Below are 21,743 nucleotides of genomic sequence, written 5' to 3'. Positions count from 1 at the left end.
GTTCGGCGTGCCACCCGCGGGTCAGGGCTGGCCGGGTGTTCCGGCCTGCCCCGCGGTGCCGTCGGCGCCATGTGCCCCGGCGGTGCCGTCGGCACCGTCGGCGCCGTCGGCGACAATCGCACCGCTGGGACTGCCCGCGGTCCCGCCGGATCCGCCCGATCCTGCGGCGCCGCCCGCCGCGCCGGCGCCGGCCGTGCCCGCACTTCCGCCGTCACCCGCGGTACCGGCGCCGTCGGCACCGGTGCCGGCGATCCCGCCGTTACCACCGTCGCCGCCATCACCGCCGTCGCCGCCGGCACCGCCATCGCCGCCATCACCGCCGTCACCGCCGATGGACGTCTCGCCGTTGCTGGCAATGCCGCCGCTGCCCCCGTTGCCGCCGACACCGCCGACGTCACCGTCCGCGCCGTTGCCGCCGTCGCCGCCGATCCCGCCGTTGCCGCCGACACCGCTCACCGTTCCGCCGGCACCTCCGGCACCCCCGGCGCCGCCGTTGCTGCCGCCGGTTCCGCTGGCGCCGTCCCCGCCGTTACCGCCTTGGCCGCCGGCCCCGCCCAAGGCATCGCCGACGCCGGAGGTGTCGCCGTAGCCGCCGTCACCGCCGTTTCCACCGGCGGCCCCGGTACCGCCGTTACCGCCGTTACCGCCCGCACCGCCGGTACCGTCACCGCCGGCGCCGACGTCGCCGTTGCCACCGTTGCCACCGTTACCGCCGACGCCGCCGGCACCACCGTCACCGCCGTCACCGCCGATCCCACCGGTGCCGTTGACCCCCGGCTCGCCGTCGAACACCGTGCCACCGAAGCCGCCGTGGCCACCGGCGGCGCCGAGACCACCGTCGCCGCCGTCACCACCGTTGCCACCGATGGCGTCGTCGGTCGGCCCGAAGAACGTGCCACCACTGCCGCCGCGGCCGCCGGCCTGCCCGGGGGTGGCCCCATTGCTGCCGTCACCGCCGTCGGCTCCGATACCGCCGGGCTCCCCCTCACTGGCGGGCACGTCGGTACCGGCGTCGGCGGCCGGCGGGATGTTCTGCGCCGGCGGGTTGCCGCCGGTTCCGTCGACGCCGCGCCCCCCGTTGCCGCCGTTACCGCCGTCGCCGACCAAGCCGGCCGACCCGCCGGCGCCACCGTTGCCGCCGTCCTGGGCGATCGCGCCGTCCTCGGTGTCGACGACCTGACCGTTCGCGCCGTCACCACCGTTGCCGCCGTTGCCGACTGCGGTGGCGGCGGCACCCGCCGCCCCGTCCGCAGCGGTGCTGCTGCCGTCACCGCTGACCCCACCACTGCCGCCGCTGCCGGCGGTACCGGCGTCGCCCGCATTGCCGCCGTCACCACCGTTGCCGGCGGTGTCCGCTGTGCCGCCGGCCGCACCCGCGCCGCCGTCGCCGCCGTCGCCGGCATTACCCGCGGCGCCGCCGTCGCCGCCCCGGCCGCCCGCGCCGGCCGCACCGTCGCTGTACCCGTCGGCCTGGGCCACGCCACCGGCACCACCGTTGCCGCCGGCCGCACCGGTGCCACCGTTGCCGCCGCTGCCGCCGTCGGTGCCGTTGCCGCCGTCGCCACCGGTTCCCGCGTCGGCGTCGGCGCCGTCGGTGCCCTCTACACCGTCGCCACCGGCACCACCGCTACCGCCGTTGCCGCCCGCGCCGCCGGCCCCCGCGTTACCGGCGCCGGCCCCGCCGGCACCGCCGTCACCGCCGCTGCCGCCGCGGCCGCCGTCGGTGCCGTTCCCGCCGTCGATGTCGGTCGCGGTTCCCGCGCTGCCCGCGGCGCCGTCGGCACCGCTGCCGCCGGCGCCACCGTTACCGCCGTCGCCGTACTCACCGCCGTCACCGCCGGCCCCACCGTTGCCACCGATCGCGCCGGCCGCCGCGTCGGCGTCGGTCGCCGCGTCGTAGCCGTCACCGCCGTTGCCGCCGTTACCGCCGCCGCCGCGGGTTCCGTCGCTACCGCCGGCGCCGAACAGGGTCGCTCCAGTGCCCCCGGCGCCCCCGGTGCCGGGGGCCGCGCCGCTGCCGCCGTTGCCGCCGTTGATGTTCGTCGCCGTCCCCGCTGCTCCCGCACCGCCGTTGCCCGCCGCCCCACCGGCACCGCCGTTGCCACCGATGCCCAACAGCGACGAGCCGGCGCCACCGTTGCCGCCGTTGCCGCCGTTGGTTCCGTTGCCGCCGTTGCCGTCTCCGTTGGTGAAGGACCCGGCGGCTCCGGTGTAGCCCGCGCCGCCGATGCCGCCGTCGCCGCCGTTGCCCACCGCTCCCATACCGAAGAAGTCCTGGGCCTGACCCGACGAACCGCCGTCGCCGCCGTTGCCGGCCGCCAGGGTCGCGGTGGCAGCACCGCCGTCGCCGCCGCGGCCGCCGTGACCCCACATCTCGCCGCCGTGACCGCCGTTGCCGCCGTCGGCGCCCAGGCCGCCGGCACCGCCGTCACCGCCGTTGCCCCAACCACCGGCATGACCGCCGTTACCGCCGGCCACCCCCTCGACGTCCGAGGTCCAGCCGTTGCCGCCGTCGCCGAACCACAGCCCACCGGTCTGGCCGTCGACGCTGTCCTCGGTGCCGTCGGCACCGTTGCAGATCAGGCCGCACGCTCCCTCGGTCAGCGGCGCGAACAGCGCATTGATCACGCCGTTGACCTGGGCCCCGAAGTCGGAGTTGATCCAATCCTGCAGGCTGTCGTGCAGGGGCGTGTAGAAGTAGGTGTCCCACATCTGGGCCAGTTCCGCTCCGGATTCGTCGGCGGCGCCGGCGATCCCGTCGGAGTCGCCGAACAGGGCGTCGAACCCGCCGGACGGCGCGCTCCAGGAAGTGGGGTCCAGCAGATCGGTCAGGAAGTCGTCGATGTCGGCCTGTGCCACCGGCGCCGCGCTCAACGGCATCAGGCCGAACGCCAGGAACGCCCCCGCCGACGCGGCGGCACCCATGGCCCGTTCCCGTCGACCCGCCCCCGCCCGGCCGGACCGCACTTCACGCCGAGAACCACTCATCCCTGCACCCCTATCTGCGATAGAAAACTCAGCCAAATATTAGTTAGGGACCATAAATGATGTTATGCCGACCCCGGGTCGCTTTGCCGAATTCAGCCCGTCGCCGCTTGGCGCCGGCCCCGCCCGAGGCGCGCTCCGGCGCACTGTTAGCGCCAAAAGTGCTTGAGTCGAACAACATTGACGCGACACGCGCCGCACGAAATCTGCCGCTTCGCCCGAGTCCGCGGGTAGCCTCTTTGCGCTTCAGTGCCCCCAGGCGAATTTAACGTGCACGCCGATTTACTATGCGATTCTCAGATTCCGCCTTAGCGCATAATCTTCCACGAAGGGCCTTCGATTGGCCCGATCCGGCGCCGCGTCGCTAGCGCACCCAGTGACTGCCCGCCACCCACGGCGAGGCTTCGGCCGCCACCGACCAGGCCCACTCCGCGGGCACGTCGATCACCCGGTAGGCCTTGACGCCCGCGGCGGTCGCCGCGATCAGGGTGGCCACCCCGGCCCGGCGCTGAAACCAGCTCTGTCGGACCGTCCAGCCGACGATGCCCGCGGTTTCGATGCAGTACCGGCGCTGCTCCCAACTGCCGGTACGGGCGGTCAGCCACCGCGAGTCGACCCGATGCCCCAGGGCTCGCACCCGGTCGGCGGCCAGCAGCGCCGCGCCCACCGTCAATGCCGCCCACGTCGGCCAACCCCAGGACGGGGCCACTCCGACCACCTGCGCGACGAGCAGACCGATCCCTGCCGCCGCCGGCAGCAGCAGGGCCCGGGTCCAGCGCCTACGGGTGGCCGCCGGGCCGTGCCGGCGCAGTGGGCCGGCGACCACCACCCGATCTCCCACCAATCCGGTCAGCACCTCCTCGGCGGTGGCGCGGGGACAGGGCGGCAACAGGATCGAGGACTCGCCTTCACCGTTGACACCGGTCATCGCCGCATCCAGCCGGGCGCCGCCGAACAGACGCACCAGCAGCGGTCGACGCAGGGTGCCGCCACGCAGCCGACGCATGTCGTAGTTGTGCTCGCGCACCCGCAGCATGCCGTAGCTCAGCGCCAGCACGTCGCCGTGCGCACCGGAACGCCTGGACAGCACCAGGTTTCCGTAGGTCACCAACGAGCGCAGCACGGCCAACAGCATCGAGATCACCACCAGCAGGGCGGCCAGCACCGCGATGCCCTGCTGGACGCCGAACCGTTCGGCGGCCAGCACCCAGGAGCCGGTCACCGGCGAATCCTGCAGGGCCGCCCAGACTCCGCTCTGCAGCAGCGCGCCCACCGCCGCGGCGACCATCACCAGCCCGGACAGGCTCAGCGGGCTGTAACGCAGCCACGACGGCTGCCACCGGGCCAGCACCTTCGAGCGCGCCGGCGCCGCCGTGCGCTCGGGCTGTCCGGTGTGCGCCAGCAGCGCCGCACGCAATACCGGCACCTGGGTGCTGTCGACCGCGTTGAGTTCGAAGGCGCCGTCACCGGCGGCGTGTTGGCCGGTGCTGACCCGCAGCACCGTCAGACCCAGCAGCCGGTGCAACAGCCGGGCGTCGGTCTCCACCGAGCGAATCCGGTTGCGCGGCACCGAGAGCACCTTGCGGCCCAACAAGCCCGTCCGCAACTGCACCCGGCCTTCGGGGTCGGGGTCGATGCGGTAGCTGGTGGTGAACCAGCGCGTCACACCCACGACGGCGATCACGCCGATCACCACCGGCAGCCAGAACCTGTTATCGGTCGCCGAGCCGAACACCACCACCGCGATCAGCAGCGGCAGTTCGCGCAGCGCCTCGTGCAGCGGATGCACCAGCAGCATCCGCGGGCTCAGCCGCAGCCAGCCCGGCTCCCGGGCCATCAGGTGGCGTCCTCGATGCCCAGGGCGGCGCTGTCGGTCAACTGCGCCACCACCCAGTCGGCGACCGCGGTGTCCAACGCCACGATGTGCACCGCGCCCGCCGACGACGCGGTGGTCACCCGCACGTTGGCCAACCCCAACAGGCGGTCCAGCGGTCCCCGGTAGGTGTCGACGGTCTGTACCCGCGAGATCGGTGCGATCCGGCGCTCCTGCACCAGCCAGCCGGTGCGGGTGTAGACCGCCTGATCGCTGATGTCCCAGCGGTGTACGCGATAACGCCACAGCGGCGCGACCACCGTCGAGACCACCAGTCCCAGTGCGGTGACGACGAGCGCGCCGACGTGCAGCCAGGCGAACCGCTCGTCGGCGACCGCCCAACCCAGTTGCAGCACGGCCAGGATCAGCCAGGGCACCGCGCCGATCATCGCCCAGACCAGCGGGGCACGGGAACTGGGAGGATTGGTGGGATCGACCAGGGTGATCGCCGTCGGGCGGTCTGCGTGCTCGGCCATGTAGGAGAGGATGTCAGGACTCGGGACGGACCGCATCGTCGCGGGCGTGCGTATCGTTTGATGCATGGGTGTCCGGAGCAGGTGGACGGCTTCCGACGTACCGGATCAGACCGGCCGCGTCGCGGTAATCACCGGCTCCAATACCGGAATCGGCTATCCCACCGCCCTCGCACTCGCCAAGCACGGTGCGACGGTGGTGCTGGCGGTGCGGGACGCCGACAAGGGCGCCGCGGCAGCCGACCGGATCAGGCGATCCTGCCCGCAGGCAGCGGTGGAAGTGCAGCCACTGGATCTGAGTTCACTGGAGTCGGTCCGCGCCGCCGCTGCCGCACTGAAAAGCGCCCACCGGCGCATCGACCTGCTGATCAACAACGCCGGCGTCATGTACACCCCCAAGCAGACCACCGTCGACGGGTTCGAATTGCAGTTCGGCACCAATCATTTGGGACATTTCGCGCTGACCGGACTGTTGCTACCGCAGCTGATCCGGGTCAAGGGTTCCCGGGTGGTGACGGTCAGCAGCATGGCGCATCGGATCATGGCGGCGATCCACTTCGACGACCTGCAGTGGGAGAACGGCTACAACCGGATCGCGGCCTACGGGCAGTCCAAACTGGCCAATCTGATGTTCACCTACGAGCTGCAGCGGCGGCTGGCCGCCAAGCGCAAGCCGACCATCGCGGTGGCGGCGCATCCCGGCACCGCCAACACCGAGCTGACCCGCTATCTGCCGCCGTTCTTCCGGCCCGCCGACCGACTGCTGATGCCGTTGGTCATCCAGAGCGCCGCCATGGGCGCGCTGCCGACGTTGCGGGCCGCCACCGATCCCGAGGTCACCGGCGGCCAGTATTACGGCCCGGGCGGCATCGGCGAGCAGCGCGGACATCCCAAACCGGTCGAAGCGAGCAGGCAGGCGCACGACATCGAGTTGCAGCAGCGACTCTGGGCGGTCTCGCAGGAGCTGACAGGAATCCGTTTCCCCGTCTAGGCCAGACTGTCGACATGCGTTCCGTCGAAGAGCACCAGCGGGCCGTCGCCGACCTGATCCAGGGCCGCCCGCCGATCACGGTCCCCCTGTCCGACGCCGAGGGCCTGGTGCTGGCCGCCGACGTGATCGCTCCGATCTCACTGCCGGTCTTCGACAACTCCGGCATGGACGGTTACGCGGTGCTGGCCGACGACATCGCCTCGGCAACTCCCGAAGCGCCGGTGCGGTTGCCGGTGACCGAGGACATCCCGGCCGGGCGCACCGACATCCCGACGCTGACGCCGGGCACCGCGCACCGCATCATGACCGGCGCACCGCTGCCCTACGGCGCGGACGGGGTGATCCCGGTCGAGTCCACCGACGGCGGTGTGGACACCGTGGCGATCAGCGCCGCCACCGCCCGGGGTCGCCACATCCGCCGGGCCGGCGGCGACGTCGCCGAGGGCTCGACGGTGCTGTGGGCCGGGCAACGGGTCAGCGCGCCAGCCGCCGGGCTGGTCTCGGCGCTGGGCCTGGCCGAACTCACCGTGCGTCCCCGGCAGCGGGTGCTGGTCATCTCCACCGGCACCGAGCTGATCAAGCCGGGCACACCGCTGCAACCGGGCCAGATCTACGAATCCAACGGGGTGATGCTGGCCGCCGCGGTCCGCGAGGCCGGCGCCGAGGTGGTGGGCGCGGTCACCGTCGCCGACGACACCGCCGCGTTCACCGGGGTGCTGGACCGTTACGGCGTGCGCGACGGCGCGGTGGATCTGATCATCACCAGCGGCGGGGTCAGCGCCGGCGCCTACGAGGTGGTCAAGGACGTCTTCGGCCGTGACGGCGACCAGGGCGTGCACTTCGTCAAGGTGGCGATGCAGCCCGGCATGCCGCAGGGCATCGGTCGGGTCGGGCATGCCGCGATCGTGACGCTGCCCGGCAACCCGGTCAGCGCCCAGGTGTCCTTCGAGGTCTTCGTGCGGCCGGCGCTGCGCCGCGCCATGGATCTCCCCCATCCGGAGCGCCCGCGCCGCACCGCGGTGCTCAGCGAGAAGCTGGTGTCGCCGGCCGGCAAGCGGCAGTTCCGTCGCGGCCTGCTCGACTACGAGACCGGGACGGTCACCAACTACGGCCCGCCGGCCTCCCATCACCTGCGGTACCTGGCGTCGGCGAACTGTCTGCTGGACATCGCCGACGAAGTGACCGAATTGCCGCCGGGGACCGAGGTGGAGGTCTGGGACCTGACCGGGTGAGTCCGACGCTGACCCCGCCGGGTGTCACCGGCAGCTTCTAAGATGGCCCAATGGCCCGACGCCCCCGCGCAGCAGATGATCCCGGCGGCCTTCGACATCTGATCGAGCTGGTGCGCTCGACGGTGCCGCCGATGCACCCCGCCGGTCTGCCGTTCGTCGGCGGAGCGCTGGGGCTGGCATTGGTGGGTCACCGGCTGCCGTGGCTGCGTGGCGCCGGTCTGGTGGCCGCGGGTGCCTGCGCGGGATTCTTCCGGCATCCGCATCGGGTGCCGCCGACGCGTCCCGGCGTGGTGGTCGCGCCCGCGGACGGCGTGGTCTGCCTGGTCGATACCGCTCCTCCGCCCCCGGAACTGGACCTGCCCGACGCACCGCTGCAGCGCATCAGCATCTTCATGTCGGTCTTCGACGCGCACGTGCAGCGCGCCCCGGTCGGCGGCGAGGTGCTCGAGGTGCTGCACCGGGCCGGCCGGTTCGGGTCGGCGGACCGCCCCGAGGCCACCGAGGACAACGAACGCAACAGTGTGCGCATCCGCACCGCCGGCGGCGCCGAGGTGATCGCCGTGCAGGTCGCGGGATTGGTCGCGCGCCGCATCCGCTGCGATATCCGGCCCGGCGATCATCTGGCGATCGGTGACACCTACGGCTTGATCCGGTTCGGGTCGCGACTGGACGTCTACCTGCCGGTGGGCACCCGGCCGCTGGTCGGTATCGGCCAGCGCATGGTTGCCGGCGAGACCGTGTTGGCCGAGCTGTCATGACGAAGTCAGCCCTCCCGGACCGCGCCACGGACCGCCCCCGGGTGGGGCTGCACATCCTGCCCAGTTCCATGACGGTGCTGGCGATCTGCGCCGGCCTGACCTCGATCAAGTACGCCCTGGACGGGCAGCCGCACCTGGCGATGGCCCTGATCGCGGCGGCGGCCATCCTCGACGGCCTGGACGGGCGGGTGGCGCGGATCCTCGACGCCGAGTCCCGGATGGGCGCCGAGATCGATTCGCTGGCCGACGCGGTCGACTTCGGGGTGGCGCCGGCGGTGGTGATCTATGTGACGCTGCTGTCCACGCAGCCGGCGGGCTGGATCGTGGTGCTGCTGTATGCGGTCTGTGTGGTGCTGCGCCTGGCCCGCTTCAACACGCTGCTCGACGACGCCACCCTGCCCGCCTACACCCGGGAGTTCTTCGTCGGGATGCCGGCGCCGGCCGGGGCGATCACGCTGCTGGGCCTGCTGGCCGCCAAGCTGCAGTTCGGCGAGGGTTGGTGGACGTCGCAGTGGTTCACCTGCGCCTGGGTGGTGGGGACCTCGATGATGCTGGTCAGCCGGATCCCGATGCGCAAGATGCACGCGGTGGCGGTGCCGCCGCATCTGGCGGCGGTGCTGCTGGCGGTGCTGGCCCTGGTGGCGGCCGCGGCGTTCCTGTTCCCCTACGTGCTGGTGCTGGTGCTGATCGTGGCCTACCTGTGCACCATTCCGTTCTCGATCCGCAGCCAGCGCTGGGTGGCGGCGCATCCGGAGGCCTGGGAGGACGCCCCCAAAGAACGACGCGCCGCCCGGCGGGCGATCCGCCGGGCGCAGCCGAGTCGCCGTCCCGGGGTACGGCGCATCCGGCGGCCCAACGGGCAGTCGATGGCCCGGCTGCGGCTGCGCAAACCCGGGCGGTAGCGGCGCGGTCAGCGCGGGCAGTAGTCCCGCGTCGCCGCGGACAGCGCCTGCCGGTAGAACTCCTCGAGATGATGTGCGTCGCCGACGGTTCGGGTCGCGGCGTCCAGTTCGGCGGCGCAGTCCGCGGAGTGCAGCAGCTCCCAGTGTGCCCCGATCTGGGCGAGCATGGCCCGGTTGAATCCGTCGATGCGGGCCCGGGAGTCCGCCAGTTCGGGGCCGGTCTGCGGGGCGGCGTCGGGATCCCGGGTCCACTGGTCGAATCGGTGGTGCTCGGCGGCTTCGGTCGCCGCGATCTGGTCGGTGAAGATCCGCCGCACATAGTCGGGGTCCAGGCCCGCGCCGGCGGCGTCGGCGGTCAGCGCCTCCAGTTGTCGGGCGACCCGGGCCGGATCCTCGATGGCGGCTCCGGTCCGCCATTTGACGGCCGCCACGTCGTCGGCGACCAGTAGCCGTTGGGCGGCGGCGTCGACGAGTTCGGTCAGTGGCGGCGGGTCGTCGGCGCGGGCCGCCGGTACCGCGGCGAGCAGGGCGACCACGCCGATCGCCGACGTCAGCCCCGCTGCGTATGTCGATAATGACCGCATGGGTTCTATTGAAGAGCACCGGAACGGCGACGCTTCCCGGGCCTCCTCCCGGCACCTGACGCTGATCGCCCGGCTCAACACCTCCGCCGTCGACGCCCGTCGCGGCGTGGTACGGCTGCACCCCGAAGCCGTTGCGGCCCTGGGCATCCGGGAATGGGATGCGGTGTCGCTGACCGGTTCCCGTACGACGTCGGCGGTGGCCGGCCTGACCGGACCCGACGCTCCTGCCGGAGTGGCGCTGCTCGACGACGTGACGTTGTCCAACGCCGGACTGCGGGACGGGACCGAGGTGGTGGTGTCCGCGGTGACGGTCTACGGCGCCCGGTCGGTGACCCTGAGCGGTTCGGCGCTGGCCGCCCAGACCCTGTCGCCGACCACGCTGCGCCAGGCCCTGCTGGGCAAGGTGATGACCGTCGGCGACGCGGTGTCCCTGCTGCCGCGCGATCTGGGCCCGGGCACCTCGACGTCGGCGGCCACCTCGGCGTTGGCATCGGCGGTGGGCATCAGCTGGACCTCGGAGTTGTTGACGGTCACCGGGGTGGACCCGGCCGGCCCGGTCAGTGTGCAACCGAATTCGCTGGTGACCTTCGGCGACGGCAGTCCGGCACCGGTGGCGACGACCGCCAAGTCCGTCGCTCCGGCCCGGATCGCCATCGACGAGCTCAAGGGCTGCGAGGCGCAGGCGGCCAAGCTCGCCGAATGGCTCAAGCTGGCCCTCGACGAACCGCAACTGCTCAAGACCCTGCAGGCCGGGACGAATCTGGGGGTGTTGGTGTCGGGTCCGGCCGGTGTCGGCAAGACCACGCTGGTGCGTGCGGTCTGCGAGGGGCGCCGTCTGATCGAGTTAGACGGCCCCGAGGTCGGGGCGCTGGGCGCCGATGACCGGCTGGCCGCGGTCCGTGCGGCGGCCGGGCGGGTCTGCGACGGCGGCGGGGTGCTGCTGATCGCCGATGTGGACACCCTGCTGCCCGAGCCGGCCGAGCCGGTGGCGACGCTGATCCTGGCCGAGTTGCGCAACGTGGTGGCCACCGAGGGGGTGGCGTTCGTTGCGACCTCGGCGCTGCCGGATCGCGTCGATCCGCGGTTGCGGGCACCGGAGCTGTGCGATCGGGAGATCCGGTTGAGCCTGCCCGACGGCGCGACCCGGGCGGCCCTGCTGACCACCTTGCTCGTCTCGGTGCCCACCGCGGAGCTGAGTTTGAGCGAGATCGCTGAGCGCACACCGGGTTTCGTTGCCGCGGACCTTGCCGCCCTGGTGCGGGAGGCGGCGTTGCGGGCGGCATCGCGGGCCAGCGACACCGAGGAGGAGCCTCAGCTCACCCAGGAAGACCTGGTCGGGGCACTCAGCGTCATCCGCCCGCTGTCCCGCTCGGCGGCCGCCGAGGTGTCGGTCGGTTCGGTCACCCTCGACGACGTGGGCGACATGGTGGCCACCAAACAGGCGTTGACCGAGGCGGTGCTGTGGCCGTTGCAGCACCCGGACACGTTCACCCGGCTCGGCGTCGAGCCGCCGCACGGGGTGCTGCTCTACGGCCCGCCCGGATGCGGCAAGACCTTCGTGGTGCGCGCCCTGGCCGGGTCCGGCCGGGTCAGCGTGCATGCCGTCAAAGGCGCGGAGTTGATGGACAAGTGGGTGGGTAGCAGCGAACGCGCGGTGCGGGATCTGTTTCAGCGGGCCCGCGACTCCGCGCCGTCGCTGGTGTTCCTCGACGAGATCGACGCGCTGGCGCCGCGGCGCGGGCAGAGCTTCGACTCGGGCGTGACCGACCGGGTGGTGGCGGCGCTGCTCACCGAACTCGACGGCGCCAACCCGCTGCGTGACGTGGTGGTGGTGGGCGCCACCAACCGTCCCGATCTGATCGATCCGGCGCTGACCCGGCCGGGCCGGCTGGAGAAGCTGGTGTTCGTCGAACCGCCGGACGCCGATGCCCGCCGGGCGATCTTGAAGGTGGCCGGGAAATCGGTGCCGCTGCATGCCGACGTCGATCTCGACGCGCTGGCCGCCGACCTGGACGGCTACAGCGCCGCGGACTGTGTGGCACTGTTGCGCGAGGCTGCGCTGACCGCGATGCGTCGCGATATCGACGCCGCCGACGTCACCACCGGAGACGTCGCCGCTGCCCGCGAAAACGTGCGCCCCTCACTGGATCCCGAGCAGGTCGACGCGCTGCGCGCCTTCGCCGACAACCGGTAGCGTCGCGGCCGTCAGGAGATCTCGGCCAGGGTGGCCAGCCGCGACAGTGACGCGGCAAGCGTTGCGGCCGTGGTGGCCTGCGCCCGCGGCAGCCGGTTCGGGTCGGTCAGCGCCGACCAGTCGTAGATGTGGGTGACCCGGGTGCGCGCCGGCCCCACCGGTTCGAGCTCCCACCGCCACAGGTGCCCGGCCGGCGGACGGCCGGGATCGGCGGGACGCCAGGCGATGCGGCGGGCCTCCTCGAATTCGACGACGTGGTTCTCCCGGATCCCGCCGGTCGTCAGCTCCATCGTGAAGACGTCGCCGACGGCATGAACCCGTTGTCCCGGTGCGGCTTCGGCGAGGTTGGCGTTGCCGTCCCAGCGCGGCTGCCACGCCGGGTCGGCGATGTAGCCGAAGATCCGTTTCGCCGACGCTCCGATCACCCGAGTGGAACTGACAACCTTGACCGGCAGCGGCGAGCCGACCCGGTGCAGGGTGCCCTCGGGATCGACATAGCCGAACTCCCTGAGCCGGTAGTCGGTGTCGGCCGGTTCGATGAAATATCCCGGAACCCCCGAGGCCGTCCACTCCGCGAAGAGCGCATCGGCATCGTCGACGTAGATGTAGACGCTGGCGGCGGTGCGTTTCGGATCATGTTCGGCCCATTCGGAGATGTGCAGCGACACCGCGCCACGATCGGCGAATCCGTATCGCGCCGGACCGTTGTAGGCCCGGACGGTGAAGCCCAGCAGTTCGTAGCGCTGCAGCGTGCCGTCAAGGTCTCGCACTCCGATGATCGGGGCGACCGAGGTGAACTCGATGTCGGCCATAACGCCAGGTTACGTCGGTTCGCCACGGGTCAATCGCCGGTGTCCCGACCGTATGCCTCGGTGAGCCGGTACACCGCCCGTTCCAGGCTGGGCAGTACCTCGGTGATGGCGATCTCGCCGGCGACGAACCGCGCGGACAGCCCATAGACCAGGTTGGTGATGATGATGTCCAGGTCGGCGATGAAGGCGTCGTCGACGTCGGCGAGCAGCGCCTGCGCGGCCGGCACCACCACATCGAAGCCACGCCGGGCCAACTGTTCGCCGCCCGGCGCCGAGCGGGCCCGCACATAGGCGGCCAGGATCGCCGGATGGCGTTCCCACGGCTCGAAGATGGTGCGGTACAAGCGCATCAGCGCCGCATACACCGATTCGCCGGGCTCGCGGGCATGCGGTGCGATCCCGGAGTAGCGATGCCGGGCCATCCAGGTGTCCAGGGCGGCCAGGATCAGCTCGTCGCGGGTGGCGTAGCGCTTGTAGATGGTCGCCAGGGACACCCGGGCCCGTCGGGCGACTTCCCGCAGTTGCACCGCGTCGTAGCCCTGCGATTCAAGGATCTCGACGACGATGCCCAGAATCCGTTCTTCCGGCCCGTCCAATGAACCCCCTTGTCGACGTTGAGTAACACGGTTACTGTACCCGCATGGGTTCACTCGACGGGAAAGTCGCGTTCATCACCGGGGTGGCGCGCGGCCAGGGCCGCAGCCATGCGGTGCGCCTGGCCGCCGACGGCGCCGACATCATCGGCGTGGACATCTGCGCCGACATCACCTCCAACGGGTATCCGATGGCGACCCGCGAGGAACTCGACGAGACCGTCGCCCTGGTGGAGGCCGCGGGCGGCAAGATGGTGGCCTCGGTCGCCGACGTCCGCGACTTCGCGGCGCTCAAGACGGCACTGGACGCCGGGGTCGAGCGGTTCGGCCGCCTCGACATCGTCTGCGCCAACGCCGGTATCGCCGCGATGGCGTTCCGCGAACTCACCGACGACGAAGACCTGCAGATGTGGACCGACGTGATCGACGTGAACCTGGTCGGTTCGTTCCACACCGCCAAGGCCGCCATCGGCCACCTGATCGCCGGGGGCCGCGGCGGGTCGATCGTGTTCACCAGTTCGACCGCCGGGCTGAAAGGCTTCGGCGGCCTGCAGGGCGGCGGCCTGGGTTATGCCGCCTCCAAGCACGGCATCGTCGGCCTGATGCGCACCCTGGCCAACGCCCTTGCACCCCATAGCATCCGGGTCAACACAGTGCACCCGACAGCGGTCAACACCATGATGGCGGTCAACCCCGCGATGACGTCCTTCCTGGAGAACTACCCGGATGGCGGTCCGCATCTGCAGAACCCGATGCCGGTCGGGATGCTCGAACCCGAGGACATCAGCGCGGCGATCTCCTACCTGGTCTCCGACGCCGCCCAGTACGTCACCGGGGTCACCTTCCCCGTCGACGCCGGCTTCTGCAACAAGCTATGACCGGGCGGGTATCGGGCAAGCGGGTGCTGGTGACCGGCGCCGCCCGCGGGATGGGCCGCAGCCACGCCGTCCGCCTGGCCGAAGAAGGCGCCGATCTGATCCTGGTCGACATCTGCGCATCGCTGCCGGAGATCGACTATCCGCTGGCCGGCACCGAAGACCTCGACGAGACCGCGGACCTGGTGCGGCAGTTGGGTCGCCGCGCGGTCACCCACGTCGTCGACGTCCGGGACGCGGCCGCGCTCACCGCGGCGGTCGAGGACGGAGTGGCGCAACTGGGCGGGCTGGACGCCTCGGTCGCCAACGCCGGGGTGATCACCGGCGGCACCTGGGACACCACCACCGGCGAGCAGTGGCGCACCGTGGTCGACGTCAACCTGATCGGCACCTGGAACACCTGCGCTGCGGCGTTGCCCCATCTGGTCGACCACGGCGGCAGCCTGGTCAATATCAGTTCGGTCGCCGGGATCAAGGGCAGCCCGTTGCACACCCCCTACACCGCGTCCAAGCACGGCGTGGTCGGCATGAGCCGGGCGCTGGCCAATGAGCTTGCCGGGGTGAACGTCCGGGTCAACACGGTGCATCCGACCGGGGTGGAGACCGGGATGCGACCGGACGCGCTGCACGCCCTGCTGCACGGGTCGCGGTCCGACCTGGGCCCGATCTTCCAGAACGCTCTGCCGATCGTGATGACCGAGGCCCGCGACGTCAGCAACGCGGTGTTGTTCCTGGTCTCCGACGAGTCCCGGCATGTGACCGGGCTGGAGTTCAAGGTGGATGCCGGTGTCACCATCCGATGAGCCCGGGCGCGGCGCCCGCGCCTTCGCCGAATTGATGGGCAGGCCCGCACCCGGTGCGGCCGGCGCCGCGGCGGGGACCCTGCTGGATTTCGTCTTCGCCGAGGTCTGGCGACGCCCCGGGTTGAGCCGCCGCGATCGGTGGTTCGTGGCGCTGCCCTGCGTCGCGGCGGCCGACACCGAAGTGCCGTTACGCGAGCACATCCATGCCGCGCTGGTCGGCGGCGACCTGACCATCGACGAAATGCGGGAGACCGTCCTGCATTTCGCGGTCTACTCCGGCTGGCCCAAGGCCTCGCAGTTCAGCATGACCGTCGACGAGGTGTGGGCGCGCATCCACACCGAGCGCGGCGATCCCGTCCCGCCCCCGACGCCACTGCTGCCGTTGACCACCCCCAGCGATCCCGAAGAACGGCTGCGTACCGGCGAGCAGGCCTTCCGTGACGTCAACTGCCTGCCCTTCGTCCCGACCCGCGACGACCCGTATTCGGGCGCGGGCATCTTGAATTTCGTCTTCGGGGAGATGTGGCTGCGCCCGGGGCTCGGCATGAAGGAGCGCCGGCTGATCACCGTGGCGTGTGTGGCGTTTCAGGACGCGCCGTACCCGATCATGAGCCACGTCTATGCCGCCCTGAAGAGCCGAGACGTATCGTTCGACGAGATCGACGAGGTGGCCCTGCATTTCGGCGCCTACTACGGATGGGCGAAGGCGTCCCGGCTGATGGAATCCATCGAGGAGCAGAAGCAGCGAGTCGCCGCCGAGTGGGCCGCCGAAAGCACCCCATGACACTGCCCCGCGAACCGGTCGGACTGCTGATCGGCGATGCCCGGATCACCGCATCGTCGGCGTCATCACATGCACACATCTATCCGGCAACCGGCCGACCGAACGCCACCGTCACGCTGGCGGGCCACGCCGAGATCGACCATGCGGTACGCGTCGCCGGCGAAGCACAGCGGGAATGGATTGCGCTGACGGTCGACCGGCGTCGCGACCTGCTGATCGACCTCGCCGATGCGGTGCACCAGCACCTCGAGGAACTCGCGGTGCTCAACGTCCACGACTACGCGGTTCCGATGTCGTTCGCCGGGAACGCGATCCTGCTGGAGCGATTCCTGCGCCACTTCGCCGGCTACGTCGACAAGCCGCACGGTTCGAGCACGCCGGTGGACGGCTCTTTCGACGTCAACCTGGTCGAACGCGAGCCGTACGGCGTGGTCGGTGTCATCGCCCCGTGGAACGGTGCGCTGGTGGTCGCCGGATCGTGCGTCGCCCCCGCGCTGGCTGCCGGAAACGCGGTGGTGTTCAAGCCTTCTGAGCTGGCACCGCTGGCCGCGCTGCGTTTCGGTGAGCTGTGCCTGAAGGTGGGCCTACCGCCCGGCCTGGTCAACGTGGTGCCGGCCGCCGCGGAAGGCGGTGACGCACTGGTGCGCCATCCCGGGATCGGCAAAATCCATTTCACGGGCGGGGATGCGACCGCTCGCGCGGTGCTGCAGGCCGCCGCGGCCAACCTCACCCCGGTGGTCACCGAACTCGGCGGCAAGTCCGCGAACATCGTCTTCGCCGACGCCGATCTGGATGCGGCGGCCGTCATGGCCGCACACCAGGGGCCGCTGATGCAATCCGGGCAGAGTTGCGCCTGCGCCAGCCGAATCCTGGTACACCACTCGATCTATGACGCTTTCGCCGCGAAATTCCTGGCGGTGATCGGCCATACCCACATCGGCGACCCGTTCGATCCGGAAGTGACGTTCGGTCCGGTCGTCAGCGAGCCCGCGGCCGACCGCATCCTCGGCATGGTCGAGCGCGCTGCCGCCGATGGCAGCGGCGAACTGCTGACCGGCGGCCGGCGACTCGGCGGTGATCTCGCGGCCGGTTACTACATCGAGCCGACGGTCTTCGGCGACGTCGACAACTCCGCACCGCTGGCCCAGAACGAGACGTTCGGCCCGGTGGTGTCGCTGATCAGGTTCGGCGACGACACCGACGCGGTGCGTATCGCCAACGACAGCCGATACGGGCTCAACGCGTTCGTGCACACCCGAGATCTGCAGCGCGCCCACCGGGTCGCCCGGCAACTGGAGGCCGGCTCGGTGTGGGTCAACACCTTCAGCGATATCGCGCCGCAGGGCCCCTACGGCGGTTACAAGCGGAGCGGATTCGGGCGTACCGGCGGTGTCGAAGGACTGCACGAATTCCTGCGGGTCAAGAACATTCGTATCGGGATAGGCTGAACAGCAGCTACAGCTGCGTGTACACCGATTTGGTCTGCAGGAAGCTCTCCACGCCGTCGCGACCCCACTCGTGGCCCCACCCGGACTGCTTGTAGCCGCCGAAGGGCACCGAGTGGTCGAAGATCATCTGGCAGTTCAGCGAGACGGTTCCCGCCCGCAGTCGCTTGGCCAGCCGGTGGGCGCGGCCCAGGTCATTGGTCCACGCGGTGGCGGCCAGGCCGTACTCGGAATCGTTGGCCAGCGCGACGGCTTCGTCGTCGTCCTCGAACGGCAGCACCGTGACCACCGGCCCGAAGATCTCTTCCTGATACAGCCGCATGCCGGGGTCGACGTCGGCCAGCACGGTCGGGTGTACGAAATAGCCGCGGCGATCCAAGCGGTGCCCGCCGGTGATGACCTCGACCCTGTCGCGCTTGCCCTCGTCGATGAATCCCATCACCCGGTTGAGCTGCTTCTCGCTGATCAGCGGTCCTATGACGGCACCGTCATCCTTCGGCCCACCCAACTGAAGATTGTTGGCCACCATGGCGATTCCCTCGACCACTTGGTCGTAGACGCCGCGCTGCACAAAGATCCGCGACCCACAGATACACCCCTGGCCGGAGTGGATGAAGATGCCCATCGCGGCCGTCGTGATAGCCGTGTTCAGGTCGGCGTCGTCGTAGATCAACACCGGCGACTTACCGCCGAGTTCGAGGCTGACACGCTTGAGGTTTCCCGCCGACGCCGTAACGATCCGCCTGCCGACCTCGGTGGACCCGGTGAAGGCGATCTTCTCGACGCCCGTGTGTTCGACCAACGCCGCGCCCGCGGTGTGTCCGTAGCCGGTGACCAGGTTGACGACGCCGTCGGGAACCCCCGCCTCGGTGAGCAGCCGGTCCAGCACTAACGCCGACAGTGGCGTCTCTTCAGCGGGTTTGGCGACGCTGCTGCATCCGGCGGCCAGCGCCGGCGCCAACTTGGTGCAGGCGTTGAACACCGGGCCGTTCCACGGGAAGATCAGTCCGACCACCCCGTAGGGCTCTTTGAGGGTGTAGGCGTGCAAGTCGGCGTGCGCGCCGGAGATGCCACCGGTCATCTGCACCTGGTAGGCCTCGCCGTTGAGTTTGGTGCACCAACCGGCGTAATAACGGAAGATCTCGGCGCAGGTCGGGGCGATCATCTGGGCCTGCATCAGCGGCATCCCGGTGTTGGCCGAGTCGATCTGGGCAAGCTCGCCGGCGTGCTGATCGATGAGATCTGCTATCCGCCACAAGACCTTGGCGCGTTCCCGGGCCGGGATATCGCTCCAGACACCCGATTCGAAGGACGACCGGGCGCGCTCGACCGCGGCATCGACGGCCTCGGCACCCCCATCGTTGAATTCGCCGATCTGTTCCTCGGTGGCCGGATCGATGATGGGTATCACCTCACCGGATCCGGGACGCATCCGCAGTTCATCCAGGACGGAGCTGACAGACATCGGGATCCTTTCAATCTGCCGGATAGGCGTTACCCCTCGACGGGGTCGAATTCGATATGCAGCTCGGTCAGCCCACGTAGCAGGAAGGTCGGCTCGTAGGTGTAGCGGCGCGCCCCGGCCGGGCCGTGGTGGTCCTCGCTGATCCGGATGTCGCGCATCCGCTCGAGCATCCGCTGAACGGTGATCCGCCCCTCCACCCGGGCCAGCGGGGCCCCGGCGCAGGTGTGGATACCGCGACCGAACGCGATGTGCTCACGGACGTTCTTGCGGTCCAGCCGGAACTCGTCGGGGTCGGCGAACTTGCGCGGATCCCGATTCGCCGCGCCCAGGCACAGCATCAGCACGGTGCCGGCCTTGATCGGTACCCCGCCCAGCGTGGTGGTCTTGCGGGCGAGGCGGAAGTCGATCTTGGTGGGGCTCTGGATGCGCAGCGCCTCCTCGATGAAGGCGGGGATCAGTTCGGGGCGCGCACGCAGCGTCTGCTGCAGTTCGGGCCGCTCCCCGAGGGTCTGCACCGCCGCCCCCAGCAGTTTGGTGACGGTCTCCTGGCCCGCGCCGAACAGGAACGTGGCCGGGTGGACCACCTCGAGCAGTTCCGGCGTGGAGCCGTCGGGGTAGGTGGCGGCGGCCAGGCTGCTCAGCACGTCGCCGCGCGGCTCGCGTCGCCGCTCGGTGAGGTAGCCGCTGAACTTCTCGTCGAGGTATTCCAGCGGGTTGAGCGCAACCGGTGTCCCGTCCAGGGATCCGACGTGCTGGCCCTCGTGATACCCGGCGCCCAGCGCCCTGCGGAATTCCGCGCGGTCCTCCTCGGGCACACCGAGCAGGTCGGTGATCGCCAGGGTCGCATAGGGTTTCGCGTAGTCGAACAGGAATTCACAGCGCCCGGTCCCGATGAACTCGTCGAGCTGGGTATCGGTCAGCCGCCAGATGAACTCCTCGTTCTCCTTCAGTCGTTTCGGAGTGAGCAGCCCGGTCAGCAGTGACCGGGCCCGGGTGTGCGCGGGCGGGTCCATGACGACGACGTGCTCGAAGATCGGGAACTGGTGCCGGTGTGCCTCGATCTGCTCGGTGATGTCGTCACCTTCGGGCTCGAACGGCAACGGGGGGAACGGTCCGCCGATGGCGTTGACCGCCGAGAAGCAATCGTGGTTCTTGAACGCGGCCAGCACCTCGTCATATCCGGTGACGGCGACGACGCCGTGATGCGGCTCGGCGAACACCGGCCCGTTGGCCCGCAGGTATTCGTAGTAGGCGTAGGGATCCTGGGTGACGGCTGCATCGGAGAAGTAGTCCACCGTCGCGAGATCCGTCATGCTCCGAACACATCCTTCGCTCGTGCCACAGCCTGGCTGTGTTGATCGATCGATCAAATTGCTAGAATGCGTCATGCCTACCACGCGCGGCGCACGCCGGTCAAGCATTCAGCGGCCCGGGACGGCCTGAATGAGCGCGCCGCGCAAGGCCAAATCCACCGACAACGCCACCCGGCGGCGCCTGATCGAGGCGACGGCGCGACTGGTGCGCGACGAGGGCTACGCCTCGGCGACATCGCGGCGCGTCGCCGCCGAGGCCGGCGTGAAGCAGGCCCTGGTTTACTACTACTTCCCCACCATGGACGACCTGTTCGTCGAGGTGCTGCGCGCCGGCGCCGACGTCGCACTGGAGCGGATGCGGGCCGCCCTGACCGCCGACGACCCGCTGCGCGCCCTGTGGACCATCAACAACGACGACCGGATGACCAGCCTGAATACCGAGTTCATGGCGTTGGCCAACCACCGCAAGGCAATCCGCACAGAGCTGAGGACCTACGCCGAGCGCGTTCGTGACATCGAGACCGCAGCCGTCACGGTGGCGCTGCGGGCCAATGGTGTCGACCTCGAGGAGTTCCCGCCGGTGGCGATCTCGATGCTGATCGCCCAGACCGCCCGCAACCTGGGCAACGAGAGCTCCGTCGGGGTCACGCGCGGACACGAGGAACTGCGGGCACTGATCGATCGCCAACTCGACCGCCTGGCACCGCCCGCCGACGCGCCCTGACCCCGATTCGGCGCCGACGGTTGACAACCGCACCGACCCGGTGCCACCGTTACCTCCATTGCTGATCGATCGATCAATTTCACGGAGGTGCGCAGATGAGCGGAAGAGTCGAGGGCAAGGTCGCCTTCATCACCGGTGCGGCACGGGGCCAGGGCCGCAGTCACGCCCGACGCCTGGCACAGGAGGGTGCCGACATCATCGCCGTCGACCTCTGCGGGCCGGTCAGCGCCAATAGCCCGATCGCACCGTCGACCCCCGACGATCTGGCCGAAACCGTGGACCTGGTCAAGGGTTTGGGGCGGCGCATCGTCGCCGAACAGGTCGACGTACGCGATTTCGACGCGCTCACCGCGGCGGTGGACGGCGGCGTCGAGCAGTTGGGCCGCCTGGACATCGTCGTCGCCAACGCCGGGATCGGCAACGGCGGGGCGACACTGGACAAGACCTCCGAATCGGACTGGACCGACATGATCGACGTCAACCTCTCCGGTGTGTGGAAGACGGTGAAAGCCGCGGTGCCGCATCTTCTTTCCGGCGGACGGGGCGGATCAATCATCCTGACCAGTTCGGTGGGCGGACTGAAGGCCTACCCGCACACCGGTCACTACATCGCCGCCAAGCACGGCGTGGTCGGGTTGATGCGCAGCTTCGCCGTCGAACTCGGCCAGCATTCGATCCGGGTGAACTCGGTGCATCCCACCAACGTGAACACGCCGATGTTCATGAACAACGGGACGATGAAACTGTTCCGGCCCGACCTGGAGAACCCCGGCCCCGATGACCTGAAGGTCGTCGCGCAGCTCATGCACACCCTGCCGGTGGGTTGGGTGGAGCCGGAGGACATCAGCAACGCGGTGCTGTTCCTGGCCTCGGACGAGGCCCGCTACATCACCGGGCTCCCGGTCACCGTCGATGCCGGCAGCATGCTCAAGTAACA

Annotated in this window: 19 protein-coding genes and 1 pseudogene; 11 read left to right on the top strand and 9 right to left on the bottom strand. The window is 70.3% G+C overall.

The genetic code is table 11. From position 1 onward, the window contains the following. Nucleotides 1-21: 21 nt before the first annotated feature. From RCP38_RS01885 to RCP38_RS01875, 3 genes are all read right to left on the bottom strand, one after another. Nucleotides 22-2,988: a PGRS repeat-containing protein gene (locus RCP38_RS01885; RefSeq protein ID WP_308475042.1), complete on the bottom strand. Its 2,967-nt coding sequence runs from the start codon at nt 2,986-2,988 to the stop codon at nt 22-24. A gap of 361 nt (nt 2,989-3,349) precedes the next feature. Then, nucleotides 3,350-4,822: a PH domain-containing protein gene (locus RCP38_RS01880; protein WP_308475041.1), complete on the bottom strand. Its 1,473-nt coding sequence runs from the start codon at nt 4,820-4,822 to the stop codon at nt 3,350-3,352. Next, a complete protein-coding gene (locus RCP38_RS01875; RefSeq protein ID WP_308475040.1) occupies nt 4,822-5,334 on the bottom strand; it encodes a PH domain-containing protein in 513 nt (170 codons plus the stop codon). The genes RCP38_RS01880 and RCP38_RS01875 overlap by 1 nt, the downstream gene beginning before the upstream one ends. A gap of 64 nt (nt 5,335-5,398) precedes the next feature. On the opposite strand from RCP38_RS01875, the gene RCP38_RS01870 reads away from it, so the two are divergent. The 4 genes from RCP38_RS01870 to pssA are packed head-to-tail and all read left to right on the top strand — an operon-like array spanning nt 5,399 to nt 9,214. Beyond that, entirely contained in the window at nt 5,399-6,322 is a 924-nt protein-coding gene (locus RCP38_RS01870) for an SDR family NAD(P)-dependent oxidoreductase (protein WP_308475039.1), read from the top strand. A 14-nt stretch (nt 6,323-6,336) separates the two neighbouring features. Beyond that, nucleotides 6,337-7,554, top strand: coding sequence for a molybdopterin molybdotransferase MoeA (gene moeA / locus RCP38_RS01865; RefSeq protein ID WP_308475037.1), 1,218 nt, complete (start codon nt 6,337-6,339; stop codon nt 7,552-7,554). Between the two features lie 50 nt (nt 7,555-7,604). After that, a complete protein-coding gene (locus RCP38_RS01860) occupies nt 7,605-8,312 on the top strand; it encodes a phosphatidylserine decarboxylase (protein ID WP_308475035.1) in 708 nt (235 codons plus the stop codon). Beyond that, on the top strand, nt 8,309-9,214 hold the full coding sequence (gene pssA / locus RCP38_RS01855) for a CDP-diacylglycerol--serine O-phosphatidyltransferase (protein WP_308475033.1): 906 nt from the start codon (nt 8,309-8,311) through the stop codon (nt 9,212-9,214). Before RCP38_RS01860 ends, pssA begins: the two co-directional genes overlap by 4 nt. Nucleotides 9,215-9,222: 8 nt before the next feature. Here the strand turns inward: pssA and RCP38_RS01850 are convergent, their stop codons facing one another. After that, nucleotides 9,223-9,798: a chorismate mutase gene (locus RCP38_RS01850; RefSeq protein WP_308475031.1), complete on the bottom strand. Its 576-nt coding sequence runs from the start codon at nt 9,796-9,798 to the stop codon at nt 9,223-9,225. Here RCP38_RS01850 and RCP38_RS01845 point away from each other — a divergent pair. Continuing rightward, entirely contained in the window at nt 9,797-11,992 is a 2,196-nt protein-coding gene (locus RCP38_RS01845; protein WP_308475029.1) for an AAA family ATPase, read from the top strand. The two genes, RCP38_RS01850 and RCP38_RS01845, sit on opposite strands and share 2 nt — an antisense overlap. Nucleotides 11,993-12,003: 11 nt before the next feature. Here RCP38_RS01845 and RCP38_RS01840 read toward each other — a convergent pair whose 3' ends face one another. From RCP38_RS01840 to RCP38_RS01835, 3 genes and pseudogenes are all read right to left on the bottom strand, one after another. Further along, nucleotides 12,004-12,447, bottom strand: coding sequence for an SRPBCC family protein (locus RCP38_RS01840; protein ID WP_308477019.1), 444 nt, complete (start codon nt 12,445-12,447; stop codon nt 12,004-12,006). Continuing rightward, a pseudogene (locus RCP38_RS19945) lies at nt 12,448-12,795 on the bottom strand (bleomycin resistance protein); the annotation flags it as partial. Between the two features lie 38 nt (nt 12,796-12,833). Continuing rightward, entirely contained in the window at nt 12,834-13,400 is a 567-nt protein-coding gene (locus RCP38_RS01835) for a TetR/AcrR family transcriptional regulator (protein WP_308475027.1), read from the bottom strand. Nucleotides 13,401-13,444: 44 nt separating this feature from the next. Between RCP38_RS01835 and RCP38_RS01830 the strand changes: the two genes are divergently transcribed. Genes RCP38_RS01830 through RCP38_RS01815 form a run of 4 tightly spaced genes read left to right on the top strand, consistent with a single transcriptional unit; the run spans nt 13,445 to nt 17,307 of the window. After that, the gene (locus tag RCP38_RS01830; protein WP_308475026.1) at nt 13,445-14,275 is read left to right on the top strand and encodes a mycofactocin-coupled SDR family oxidoreductase; all 831 of its coding nucleotides are present in this window, start codon (nt 13,445-13,447) and stop codon (nt 14,273-14,275) included. Further along, the gene (locus RCP38_RS01825; RefSeq protein WP_308475024.1) at nt 14,272-15,075 is read left to right on the top strand and encodes a mycofactocin-coupled SDR family oxidoreductase; all 804 of its coding nucleotides are present in this window, start codon (nt 14,272-14,274) and stop codon (nt 15,073-15,075) included. The genes RCP38_RS01830 and RCP38_RS01825 overlap by 4 nt, the downstream gene beginning before the upstream one ends. Then, nucleotides 15,053-15,859: a carboxymuconolactone decarboxylase family protein gene (locus RCP38_RS01820; protein ID WP_308475022.1), complete on the top strand. Its 807-nt coding sequence runs from the start codon at nt 15,053-15,055 to the stop codon at nt 15,857-15,859. The genes RCP38_RS01825 and RCP38_RS01820 overlap by 23 nt, the downstream gene beginning before the upstream one ends. Then, nucleotides 15,856-17,307, top strand: a complete 1,452-nt coding sequence (locus tag RCP38_RS01815; RefSeq protein ID WP_308475020.1) for an aldehyde dehydrogenase family protein — start codon at nt 15,856-15,858, stop codon at nt 17,305-17,307. The genes RCP38_RS01820 and RCP38_RS01815 overlap by 4 nt, the downstream gene beginning before the upstream one ends. Nucleotides 17,308-17,314: 7 nt before the next feature. On the opposite strand, the gene RCP38_RS01810 is transcribed toward RCP38_RS01815, so the two are convergent. After that, entirely contained in the window at nt 17,315-18,769 is a 1,455-nt protein-coding gene (locus RCP38_RS01810; protein ID WP_308475019.1) for an aldehyde dehydrogenase family protein, read from the bottom strand. 29 nt (nt 18,770-18,798) lie between these two features. After that, on the bottom strand, nt 18,799-20,082 hold the full coding sequence (locus tag RCP38_RS01805) for a cytochrome P450 (protein WP_308475017.1): 1,284 nt from the start codon (nt 20,080-20,082) through the stop codon (nt 18,799-18,801). 130 nt (nt 20,083-20,212) lie between these two features. Between RCP38_RS01805 and RCP38_RS01800 the strand changes: the two genes are divergently transcribed. Both RCP38_RS01800 and RCP38_RS01795 read left to right on the top strand, forming a co-directional pair. Beyond that, the gene (locus RCP38_RS01800) at nt 20,213-20,806 is read left to right on the top strand and encodes a TetR/AcrR family transcriptional regulator (protein ID WP_308475015.1); all 594 of its coding nucleotides are present in this window, start codon (nt 20,213-20,215) and stop codon (nt 20,804-20,806) included. 95 nt (nt 20,807-20,901) lie between these two features. Beyond that, nucleotides 20,902-21,741, top strand: coding sequence for a mycofactocin-coupled SDR family oxidoreductase (locus RCP38_RS01795; RefSeq protein WP_308475013.1), 840 nt, complete (start codon nt 20,902-20,904; stop codon nt 21,739-21,741). Nucleotides 21,742-21,743 lie beyond the last annotated feature (2 nt).

It is taken from the genome of Mycolicibacter sp. MU0083 (genome assembly GCF_963378075.1).
Lineage (GTDB): Bacteria > Actinomycetota > Actinomycetes > Mycobacteriales > Mycobacteriaceae > Mycobacterium > Mycobacterium kokjensenii.
This window is presented reverse-complemented; position numbering and strand designations above follow the sequence as displayed.

Excerpts from the sequence above, each read along its gene's own strand:
- RCP38_RS01815 (WP_308475020.1), top strand. The coding sequence starts at position 15,856 with ATGACACTGCCCCGCGAACCGGTCGGACTGCTGATCGGCGATGCCCGG.
- RCP38_RS01885 (WP_308475042.1), bottom strand. The coding sequence starts at position 2,988 with ATGAGTGGTTCTCGGCGTGAAGTGCGGTCCGGCCGGGCGGGGGCGGGT.
- RCP38_RS01810 (WP_308475019.1), bottom strand. The coding sequence starts at position 18,769 with ATGTCTGTCAGCTCCGTCCTGGATGAACTGCGGATGCGTCCCGGATCC.
- moeA (WP_308475037.1), top strand. The coding sequence starts at position 6,337 with ATGCGTTCCGTCGAAGAGCACCAGCGGGCCGTCGCCGACCTGATCCAG.
- RCP38_RS01830 (WP_308475026.1), top strand. The coding sequence starts at position 13,445 with ATGGGTTCACTCGACGGGAAAGTCGCGTTCATCACCGGGGTGGCGCGC.
- RCP38_RS01880 (WP_308475041.1), bottom strand. The coding sequence starts at position 4,822 with ATGGCCCGGGAGCCGGGCTGGCTGCGGCTGAGCCCGCGGATGCTGCTG.
- RCP38_RS01795 (WP_308475013.1), top strand. The coding sequence starts at position 20,902 with ATGAGCGGAAGAGTCGAGGGCAAGGTCGCCTTCATCACCGGTGCGGCA.
- RCP38_RS01845 (WP_308475029.1), top strand. The coding sequence starts at position 9,797 with ATGGGTTCTATTGAAGAGCACCGGAACGGCGACGCTTCCCGGGCCTCC.
- RCP38_RS01805 (WP_308475017.1), bottom strand. The coding sequence starts at position 20,082 with ATGACGGATCTCGCGACGGTGGACTACTTCTCCGATGCAGCCGTCACC.
- RCP38_RS01860 (WP_308475035.1), top strand. The coding sequence starts at position 7,605 with ATGGCCCGACGCCCCCGCGCAGCAGATGATCCCGGCGGCCTTCGACAT.
- RCP38_RS01870 (WP_308475039.1), top strand. The coding sequence starts at position 5,399 with ATGGGTGTCCGGAGCAGGTGGACGGCTTCCGACGTACCGGATCAGACC.
- RCP38_RS01820 (WP_308475022.1), top strand. The coding sequence starts at position 15,053 with ATGCCGGTGTCACCATCCGATGAGCCCGGGCGCGGCGCCCGCGCCTTC.
- RCP38_RS01800 (WP_308475015.1), top strand. The coding sequence starts at position 20,213 with ATGAGCGCGCCGCGCAAGGCCAAATCCACCGACAACGCCACCCGGCGG.
- RCP38_RS01825 (WP_308475024.1), top strand. The coding sequence starts at position 14,272 with ATGACCGGGCGGGTATCGGGCAAGCGGGTGCTGGTGACCGGCGCCGCC.
- pssA (WP_308475033.1), top strand. The coding sequence starts at position 8,309 with ATGACGAAGTCAGCCCTCCCGGACCGCGCCACGGACCGCCCCCGGGTG.
- RCP38_RS01850 (WP_308475031.1), bottom strand. The coding sequence starts at position 9,798 with ATGCGGTCATTATCGACATACGCAGCGGGGCTGACGTCGGCGATCGGC.
- RCP38_RS01875 (WP_308475040.1), bottom strand. The coding sequence starts at position 5,334 with ATGGCCGAGCACGCAGACCGCCCGACGGCGATCACCCTGGTCGATCCC.